Here is a 9,043-nt window from a genome sequence, read left to right on the forward strand (position 1 = left end):
CGCTTACTTGAGGCTGCCCGAGAGGAACTGGCGCAGGCGCTCGCTCTTCGGCGCGCCAAGCACGTCGGTGGGCGCGCCCTCTTCCTCCGTGCGCCCCTGATGCAGGAACATCACGTGATTCGACACGTTGCGCGCGAAGCCCATCTCGTGCGTGACGACGATCATCGTGCGGCCTTCCTCGGCGAGCTTTTGCATCACCTTGAGCACTTCGCCCACGAGTTCGGGGTCGAGCGCCGAAGTCGGCTCGTCGAACAGCATGACGTCGGGGTGCATGGCGAGCGCGCGCGCAATCGCCACGCGCTGCTGCTGGCCGCCCGAGAGATGCGAGGGATACTGCTTCTCCACACGGGGTGCCAGGCCCACTTTCTCCAGATACTGGCGCGCGCGTTCCTCGGCTTCCTTGCGCGGCACGCCGAGCACGTGCACGGGCGCTTCCATCACGTTCTCCAGCACATTCATGTGCGACCAGAGATTGAAGTGCTGGAACACCATGGCGAGCTTCGTGCGAATGCGCTGAAGCTGCTTGTGGTCGGCCACGTCGAGGTCGCCGTTGCGGCCCGCCTTCGTGCGCACGGTCTCGCCGTCCACGACGATCTCGCCCGCGTTCGGCTTCTCGAGAAAATTGATGCAGCGCAGGAAGGTGCTCTTGCCCGAGCCGCTCGCGCCGATGATGCTGATCACGTCGCCCTTCTTCGCGTCGAGCGAGACGCCCTTGAGCACCTCGTTGTCGCCGTAGCGCTTGTGGATGTCGCGCGCGACGAGCTTGCTGTCTGAGGATTGCGTCTGAGCCAAGATGGTCTCCAATGTTTCCGGTGAATCAGCGGGTGCGCACGGCGAGATGGCCGAGCCAGCGTTTTTCGGCGCGGCGGAACGCAGCCACCAGCACGAACGATACCGCACAGTAGATCAGCGCCGCGAGGCCGAACGACTCGAACGAGCGGTAGGTGGCCGAGTTGGCGTCGCGCGCGACCTTGAGGATGTCGGGCACCGTCGCGGTGAAGGCCACCGTGGTCGCGTGCAGCATCAGGATCACTTCGTTACTGTACAGCGGCAGTGCGCGGCGCAGCGCCGAAGGCAGGACCACGCGCCAGTACATCGTGAACGGGCTCATGCCGTAGGCGCGCGCGGCTTCCACTTCGCCGTGCGAGGTGGCGCGAATCGCGCCCGCGAAAATCTCCGTGGTGTAGGCGCAGGTGTTGAGCGCGAACGCGAGAATCGCGCAGTTCAGGCCGCTGCGAAAGAACGCGTCGAGCAGCGGCTCCGAGCGGATGAACGCGAGACTGTACACGCCCGTGTAAATGAGCAGCAACTGCACGTAGAGCGGCGTGCCGCGAAACACATAGGTGTAAAAGCGCACCGGCAGCGAGACCCAGCGGCGGCTCGATACGCGCGCTACCGCCAGCGGCACCGCGCACACGAAGCCGAAGGCGACGGAGATCACGAGCAGCCACAGCGTCATCGCGAGGCCCGAAACATGCTCGCCGTCCCAGTAGAGGAACGCGCGGCCGAATTGCTGGATGATTTCGTTCATGGCGGCCTTGGCCTCACAGTTGCGCGTGACGCACGCCCACCGAATAGCGGCGTTCGAGCCAGATGAGCGCGAAGTTCGAGATGGTGGTGATCGCGAGGTAGATGAGCGCCGCGATCACGAGGAAGAAGAACAGGTTGAAGGTGCTGCGGCCCGCGTCCTGGGCGGCCTTCACGACATCGGCGAGACCGATGATCGACACGAGCGCCGTCGCCTTCACGAGCACCTGCCAGTTGTTGCCGATGCCGGGCAGCGCAAAACGCATCATCTGCGGAAACAGGATGCGGGCGAACACACGTGCCCCGCTCATGCCGTAGGCGTGGCCCGCTTCGAGCTGGCCGCGCGGCACGGCGAGAAACGCGCCGCGAAAGGTTTCGGTGAAGTACGCGCCGTAGATGAAGCCGAGCGTGATGACGCCGGCCACGAACGGATCGATGTCGATCTGCGCCATGCCGAGCGCGTCGGTGGCCTCGTTCACGCCGATCTGGATGCTGTAGAACAGCAGCAGCATCAGCACGAGGTCGGGCACGGAGCGGATCAGCGTCGTATAGGCGGTCGCCACGGCCGCGAGCGGCCGGTTGAACGAGAGCTTCGCCGCTGCGCCCGCGAGTCCGAGCAGGACGGCCACGCCTAGCGAGAGCAGCGAAAGTTCGATGGTCTGGATCGTGCCGGCGAGAAGCACCGGGCCAAAGCCGTAGAGGAACACGCGCGTCTCCGGGTCAAGTCGTGTTGTCGGCGGCTTCGCGCGGCGCTTGCGGCGCCGCCGAAACCGGGTGAGTTGGCGCGGATCGTCTCAGTGCAAAATTGATCGTTCAAACCGGGGCGGCGCGGATATTGCAGTGCAACATGGCAACACGATGCCCGGCCGCAGCCGCAATGGCCCGCACCGTTGTGGCCGCGATGGATTTGAAAGGCAAAAAAAACGCCCCGGCAAGCGGGGCGTTTTCGCAAGTTTCGGGTCGCTTTTGCGATAGGCGCGCGGCGCGCGCCCAGCGGCCCGGCAGGCGCTCAGGCAGCGCGCGTCTGTGCGCCGCGCGCGCCGCCCGCACGGGCGTTCGCGCCCACGAGGCGCTCGGCGAGCGCACCGAAAAGCAGCCCGATGGTGGTCCAGAGAATCACCTGCATGCCGATCGATACGGCGCGGAATTTCCACAGCAGCACGGCCGGGAACCCGGCGGGCACCTCGTTGATCGTCGGCAGGGCGAGCTGGATCGCGCCGATCACGACGACGAACAGCACGAGCGCCGCGATCGACGCGTTCCATACGCCAAGCCTCGGCACGAAGGCGGCGCGCACCTTCAGCGAGAACACCGACACAGCGATGGAGATCGCGATCATCAGGAAGAAGAGCCCGGTGCGATAGCCGATGGTCTCCGGATCGCCGACCGAGGGCGGGTTCGCCGGGTACTTGATGTTCGGCACCAGATAGATCGCGACGAAGGCCGCCAGCGCGAGCCAGGCGGACAGTGCGCGCGGCGAAAGCCGCCCGGCGCGGCCATGCGCGAAAGCGAACACGAGCGCGAACAGCCCGCCGATCGATGCGCCATACACCATCACGCCCGTGAAGAGACCGTAGCTCGCCTGCGTCTCGCGGCTCACGATCTCGGGTTCGGGGGCCTCGCCCTTCGCGGCGTCGGCTTTCTCTTCGAAGGAGATCGCCTGATCGACCTGCGGCTCGCCTGCGATTTTCGCGAATCCGAACGTGAGGAGTCCCGCGGCGATGCCTGCAAGCATCCCGCGCACCAGCAACTTGCCTACCATGTTCGGCCCCCGGTCAGTGGCAGGGGAAGCCGAGCAGATGGCGGCCGTCGTGAACGAACTCGTGGACGTACATGCCCTGGAAGATCGCCGTCGCGCCCTGCTCCGCGCCAACGAAATACAGCGCGAGCAGCAGCATGAGGCCGACGAAGATGGCCCACGGCAGGATTTCGCGCAGTGGAATGGGCGCCGGTGCAGCCGGTGCGTGCAGGGGCAATGAGGCTTGGGACATGTGGACTTCTCCTGGGGTTACGCGCCCCGATAGTCGTTGAAAAGACGGGTACACGACGCGCAGGTCTGACTCCCGTTGCGGCTTCGATGCGCATTGATGCGCGTTGATACTTTCGAGGGCAACCAGTTACAGTGGCGCGACCGCGCCGGACTTGCACCGGCTTCCGCGTGTCGTGAAGCCTGTATTCTACGCGCTGCGGCGGCCTCGCGAAGGCCGGATGCGAACCATCGCAAACCACGGAGCCAGGGAACACGATGCCAACGACGGTCTGGCTGGTCAGTCACGCGGCGAACGCCGCGATGCGCTCGGCAACGCTGCCCTGCGCGCAGGCGGAGGACGACGCCGCCGAGTCCGCACTGGACACTCGCGCGATCGAGGCGCTCGCCGCGTGGCGCGAGCGCTGGTACGCGCGCCTCGCCGCAACGGGCGACGACGCGCCGCGCGTACTGACGAGCCCCGCCGCGATCGCCCGTGCGAGCGCCCGGGCAGCCGGTTTCCCGGCGGCGGCGAGTTGCGAAGCGATACGGGAAGCCGCCTACGGCGCGTGGCAAGGCCGACGCCTCACCGATCTCGCGCGGGAAACGCCTGAAGCGCCCGAAGCGCTTGCGGCATGGACCCGCGATCCGGCCTTCAGGCCGCCCGGCGGCGGCGAATCGTTCGAAGACGTGCGCGCGCGCGTGAGCGCATGGCTCGACGAACCGGGTGACTTCGAGGGCCACGTAATCGCCTTCACGCACGCGAGCGTGATACGCGCGGCGATCCTTCACGCGCTGGGCGCGCCGTCGGCGGGCTTTCGCTCGGTGGAGATCGCGCCGCTTGGCGTGACGACGCTGCGCCGCGCCTCGCACGGCTGGGTCTGGCGCGCGGCGCTCGACTGAAGCGGACCAGGCATTCCTTGATCTGCGCCCATAAGACGTCACGCGGGCATCAAGATACGCGTATCAACGCGTTGACACATCAAAATGCGAAGCCTAGCATCGAGGCTGTATCAACAACGTAGATACACCACGATCAGGTATGGACATCAAGCTCACTCCGTTGCTGGCCAAAAGGCTAGTTCAGTACGAGGACGAAATGGCGATACAAACCCTGAAGCGTTGGGGAAACAGCCTTGCGGTGCGCGTTCCGGCCAGCCTTGCGGCAAAGCTGGGACTCGCGGAAGGACAGGAAGTCGAGGTCGAAGTGGAAGACGGGTCGCTCACGGTTCGCCCGCATACGGCGATCCGGCGCTTCTCGCGCGAGCGCTATTTGCAGCAGTTGCGCGAGCGGAAGCTGGAACCGCACACGCTCGTCGACTTTGGCCGGCCGCAGGGGACCGAAATCGGCGGACCCGATGACCCCACGCGTTTTGACCAATGGTAAGAACGCATGAGAAACGGCACACCGGACGCAGGCGATATCCTCTGGCTCAACGTCGGGCCGGGCGCGGGCAATGAGCAGGACGGCTATCGCCCTGCCCTCGTGCTCATCGACGCCGAGTTCAACGAACTCACGAGCCGCTTCATCGGGCTGCCCATCACCAGCAGCATTCATGGATGGGAGTCCGAAATCCCGATCAGCGGCTTGAGCAAGCCGTGCGTCGCGATGGCCGACCAGATCACCACGTTTTCCCTCGCGGGCAGGGTCTGGCGGCACAAAGGCGAAGCGGCGACGGCCGAGGAACTGGAGGCGGCGAAATTTGCCGTGGCCGGCATCCTGAATCTTTAGCCGCGGCGCACCCCAGGCCCTAGTCCAGTCCCAACTGCGCCTTGATGGCGGGCAGCATGTACTGCACGGCTGCGCGCCCTTCCTCGATGGCGGGCCCGGCCCGGTGAAAGTCGAAAATCCCCATGCCGCCCAGGCGCGGCTGGATCAGCACGTCGGCGGGCTCGCCCGCCAGCCGGCTGCGCGTAATGCGCACCTGCATGATGTCGATGCTCTGTGCCACCGAGCTCAGCATGGAAGGCACGCGCGTGCTGGGCGGCGGCGCCACCCGCACGTCCGGTCCACCCGTCGCGCCCGGCCCCGCCGGTTGCAGCCAGCGCGGAAAACGCTTGCCGTTGCGGCGCATGAGCGGCTCCGGGGCGGCCTCCCCGTTCGCCGCGCCGTCGGCTGAAACGCCCGATGGCTCGGCCGGCGGCGGTTCGCTCACCTCCACGGGCAACTCGCGCGGCACCGTGTCGAGCGCGCCGCCCAGGTCCCGGCCATTGAGAATGTCGTGATTGAGGTCGATGGCGATGACCGTGTCGGCGCGCATCGCGCGCGCGGCTGACACCGGCACCGGATTGCTCAGGCCGCCGTCCACGAGCCACACGCCGTCATGCCAGATCGGCGTGAAGATGCCGGGAATCGCAATCGAGGCGCGCACCGCGTCCACCACGCCACCCTCGCGCAGCCAGACTTCGCGCCCGGTGTCGAGTTCGGTCGCGACCGCCGTGAACGGCAGACGCAGGTCATCGATCGAGCGGCCGTTGAACTGCTGCGCAAAGAGGTCGATCACCTTGCGCCCGCCCAGCAGGCCGCCTGACAAGCGCAAATCGAGCAGGCGCACCACGATTTGCCAGGTGAGCTTGCCCACCCAGTCTTCGAGCCAGTCGAGGTCGCCGTTCGCGTACACGGCGCCAACCAGCGCGCCGATCGAGGTGCCGCACACCACGTCGGGCTTGATGCCCGCTTCCTCCAGCGCGCGGATCGCGCCGATATGCGCCCAGCCGCGCGCGGCGCCCCCGCCGAGCACGAGTCCCACACGCCTGGGCCGTCGCCGTTGCATCATGCGCGCCTCCCAGCGTGTCGAGCGGTCAGTGACCGCGAATGATGTCCGAACGCGAGGTCGTCGTGACCCGCCCGTCCGGTCCGAAATGCACGTTGAAATACGCTTCGGGCGTCACGCCCCCTTCCAGCCACTTCCAGCTCCACACCGTCTCCTTCTTCAAGCGGTAGCCGGCCACCTGCCCCGGCTTGCCCAGCAGACGCCGCACCTCGTCCTCGCTCATGCCGACGCGGATCTTCGCGAAGTTCTCCGCCGTGAGCGCCTGGGTGATGGCCACGAGCCGCCCGTTCGGGCCGATATCGACCATCCACGTCTTGAGCCCCTGCGGGCCGCGCGGATATTCGAGGCGGCGCGAGCCGTCGTCGAACACGCGCTCGGTTTCGGGCTTGCCCATTTGCTCGCGCACCTGATCGAGCGTGGAGACGCCGGGCGTGAGGCCCTTGAGCAGCAGCGCGTCGGGCTTCACCGAATCGAAGAACGCCTTGAACCCCTGCCGGATCGAATCGAACATGGCATCGAACTGGCGGTCGTCGCAGCCGGAAAGCGTGAACGCCGCCATGGCGGCGCACGCGAGCGCGAGCGAACGCGTGGATGAGAACGTGGGCAACATGTCCTTGCTAACGCATCAACATGGGCTTGCGTCGACTTGCGCGCCGAAATGGCGGCGCGCACCGACATACCCACAATGTACCGTCAATGGACCTGATCGTGCTGCGGGCCCCGCTTAGGCCCGCGCGGGCTTGCGCCAACGGTCGCGACGGCGGGCAGTTTGGCGTCGCGCTGTGCGCCGGGCTGTACGCCCAACGGCGCCTCGCCTCGCACCGCACGACGCGTGCGAACAATCTCCGCCACCTGCCAGGAAATCAGCGCGAGCACGCCGAACACGACTTCGCGCATGCGCTTCACGAGCGCGAGCGAGAACGCCACTTCCTGGCTCACGCCAAAAAGCTGGGCCAGCAGCACCACGGCGACTTCCTGCACGCCGAGGCCGGCGGGCACCATGAAGGCCGCGTGGCGCACGGCCTGGGTGATGGCTTCGATGGCGAGCGCATCGCCCACCGTGACCGGATGACCGAGCAGCGCGAGCGCCCACCAGGTCTCGAAGGCCCCGAGCATATAGCCGCCGAGCTGCCAGAAGAACGCGCGGAACATGAGGCCGGTGCGCGACATCAGCGCGTCGAGATCGGCGTCGAGCTGCTTGCCGTCGAGACCTTGCATAAGCGGGTTTTCGGTGCCGAGCAGCCGCGCGGCCCAGCGCTCGATCGCATGGAACACGCCGCCGCGCCGCACGAGGAACACCGCGAGCACGGGCAGCGGCGCCGAGAGCAGCAGCGCGAGCGCGACCGTGACGATGGTGCGCAGCGACCCGCCGTCACCGGTCGCCGCAACGATCAGCACGACGCCGAGCGCCGAGAACGCATATTGGACGGCGATCGTCACGAACACCTCGACGATCACCGAAGCCGTGACTTCGCTCGCATTGCGCACCTTCCAGCGCGCAAGGCGAATGCCGACGAGCTCGCCCCCCACGCCCACCACGGGCAGCAGCCGGTTCACGGCTTCGCGCACGGTCGCGGTCCACCAGAGGAACGTGAGCGGCGCGCGCTTGTCGAGCAAGAGGCGCCACGCCTGCGCGTCGAGCAGGAGCGGCAACGCGTGGAAAGGCACGAGCCAAAGGAGCACCGGACCCGCCGTGCCAATCACGCGCAGCACGTCGTGCGCGCCGTTGTGGACGACCAGACCGATCAGGATGGCGATCCCGAGCGGCAGGCCCAGCCATTGAAGCCACTTCATGACGCCTGCACCTCTGCGCCGCGTGATGCCGCAGGACCGGAGCCCGAAGCCGCTCCAAAGAACACGTCGGTGAAGCCGCCGTGGCGCACGCCCGCCTGCGCGAGCGCAGCGGCCACACGCGGTGAAACGAGCGCGCCGAATTCGTCGGCGTGGCGATAGGTCTGCATCGACGGCGTGATGGGTGCTTCACCCGCCTCGCCGGCGAGCGCCGGATGGCAGTAGATCTCGCCCACGCCGCGAGCGGGCAGATGCGCAAGCGCGTCGAGCACGGCGGCCTCGTCCATTGCGCCCGTCTTCGCGATGCCGACCACGTAGTCGTTGTGCGCCACGCCCGCGCGCGCCAAACGCGCGCGCACGAGCGCGAGCCACGGCCTGAGCGCCAGCGGCGCGCCCGCCTCCAGCGGCAGGCGCATCGCGCGCAACCCATAGTCGCGTCCGATCGAAAGGATCAGCGCGAGCACAGTGGGATGCAGATGAAAATGCTTGTGCGTATTCACGTGATCGAGCGCGAGCCCGGTCGCCGCGAATGCTTCGAACTGCGCACGAATTTCCTTCGCCAGTTGTCGGCGCACGTGCGGCAGGAAGAAGAAACGCACGCCGTCGCGCACCATGTTGTCGCCGAAACGCCCTTGCTCGTTCACGAGCGCGGGAATCTGCGCGCGCGGCAACATCGGCGCGCCGTCCGCCAGCACCAGATGCAGGCCCACGCGCAGGCCCGGCGTGCGGCGCGCGCGCGCCACGGCGTCTGCCGCGGCGGGCGCGGCCACCATCAGGCTCGCGCAGTCGAGCACGCCCTCGCGATGCGCACGCTCCACCGCCGCATTGACCCGCTCGTGCAGGCCAAAGTCGTCGGCGGTGAAGATGAGCGCGCGGGCATCGCGGGACAAGCGGTCCATCATGCCTCGTGCGCGCGCAGGAAGCGGAAGAACTCCACGCCTTCGCGCAGACGCCGCTTCATCATGTCCCAGCTCATGAGCATCTC

General features: G+C 67.2%; 12 protein-coding genes. 3 read left to right on the forward strand and 9 right to left on the reverse strand.

The window, feature by feature from the left end:
- Positions 1 to 3: 3 nt before the first annotated feature.
- The 5 genes from C7401_RS28585 to C7401_RS28605 all read right to left on the reverse strand — a co-directional run bounded on the left by C7401_RS28585 (position 4) and on the right by C7401_RS28605 (position 3,518).
- Positions 4 to 795: an ABC transporter ATP-binding protein gene (locus tag C7401_RS28585; protein ID WP_372460326.1), complete on the reverse strand. Its 792-nt coding sequence runs from the start codon at positions 793 to 795 to the stop codon at positions 4 to 6.
- A gap of 22 nt (positions 796 to 817) precedes the next feature.
- Complete coding sequence (locus tag C7401_RS28590; protein ID WP_112174783.1) at positions 818 to 1,531, reverse strand: ABC transporter permease; 714 nt, start codon at positions 1,529 to 1,531, stop codon at positions 818 to 820.
- A gap of 13 nt (positions 1,532 to 1,544) precedes the next feature.
- On the reverse strand, positions 1,545 to 2,234 hold the full coding sequence (locus tag C7401_RS28595; RefSeq protein ID WP_112174784.1) for an ABC transporter permease: 690 nt from the start codon (positions 2,232 to 2,234) through the stop codon (positions 1,545 to 1,547).
- A gap of 302 nt (positions 2,235 to 2,536) precedes the next feature.
- On the reverse strand, positions 2,537 to 3,289 hold the full coding sequence (locus tag C7401_RS28600) for a CbtA family protein (RefSeq protein ID WP_112174785.1): 753 nt from the start codon (positions 3,287 to 3,289) through the stop codon (positions 2,537 to 2,539).
- A gap of 13 nt (positions 3,290 to 3,302) precedes the next feature.
- Complete coding sequence (locus C7401_RS28605) at positions 3,303 to 3,518, reverse strand: CbtB domain-containing protein (RefSeq protein WP_112174786.1); 216 nt, start codon at positions 3,516 to 3,518, stop codon at positions 3,303 to 3,305.
- A 254-nt stretch (positions 3,519 to 3,772) separates the two neighbouring features.
- Between C7401_RS28605 and C7401_RS28610 the strand changes: the two genes are divergently transcribed.
- From C7401_RS28610 to C7401_RS28620, 3 genes are all read left to right on the forward strand, one after another.
- Positions 3,773 to 4,396: a histidine phosphatase family protein gene (locus tag C7401_RS28610; RefSeq protein WP_112174802.1), complete on the forward strand. Its 624-nt coding sequence runs from the start codon at positions 3,773 to 3,775 to the stop codon at positions 4,394 to 4,396.
- Positions 4,397 to 4,535: 139 nt separating this feature from the next.
- Positions 4,536 to 4,880, forward strand: coding sequence for an AbrB/MazE/SpoVT family DNA-binding domain-containing protein (locus tag C7401_RS28615; RefSeq protein WP_224038629.1), 345 nt, complete (start codon positions 4,536 to 4,538; stop codon positions 4,878 to 4,880).
- Positions 4,881 to 4,886: 6 nt separating this feature from the next.
- Positions 4,887 to 5,225, forward strand: a complete 339-nt coding sequence (locus tag C7401_RS28620) for a type II toxin-antitoxin system PemK/MazF family toxin (protein ID WP_112174787.1) — start codon at positions 4,887 to 4,889, stop codon at positions 5,223 to 5,225.
- 19 nt (positions 5,226 to 5,244) lie between these two features.
- Here the strand turns inward: C7401_RS28620 and C7401_RS28625 are convergent, their stop codons facing one another.
- The 4 genes from C7401_RS28625 to hpnK form a co-directional block, all read right to left on the reverse strand.
- Complete coding sequence (locus tag C7401_RS28625; RefSeq protein WP_112174788.1) at positions 5,245 to 6,270, reverse strand: patatin-like phospholipase family protein; 1,026 nt, start codon at positions 6,268 to 6,270, stop codon at positions 5,245 to 5,247.
- A 25-nt stretch (positions 6,271 to 6,295) separates the two neighbouring features.
- Positions 6,296 to 6,877 carry an outer membrane protein assembly factor BamE gene (locus C7401_RS28630; protein WP_224038628.1) on the reverse strand — a complete coding sequence of 194 codons (582 nt, stop codon included), beginning with the start codon at positions 6,875 to 6,877 and terminating at the stop codon, positions 6,296 to 6,298.
- Positions 6,878 to 6,960: 83 nt separating this feature from the next.
- Positions 6,961 to 8,061: a lysylphosphatidylglycerol synthase domain-containing protein gene (locus C7401_RS28635; protein ID WP_112174789.1), complete on the reverse strand. Its 1,101-nt coding sequence runs from the start codon at positions 8,059 to 8,061 to the stop codon at positions 6,961 to 6,963.
- Positions 8,058 to 8,948, reverse strand: coding sequence for a hopanoid biosynthesis-associated protein HpnK (gene hpnK / locus C7401_RS28640; RefSeq protein WP_373864466.1), 891 nt, complete (start codon positions 8,946 to 8,948; stop codon positions 8,058 to 8,060). Before hpnK ends, C7401_RS28635 begins: the two co-directional genes overlap by 4 nt.
- Positions 8,949 to 9,043 lie beyond the last annotated feature (95 nt).

The organism is Paraburkholderia unamae (assembly GCF_003268775.1).
GTDB classification, from domain to species: domain Bacteria; phylum Pseudomonadota; class Gammaproteobacteria; order Burkholderiales; family Burkholderiaceae; genus Paraburkholderia; species Paraburkholderia unamae.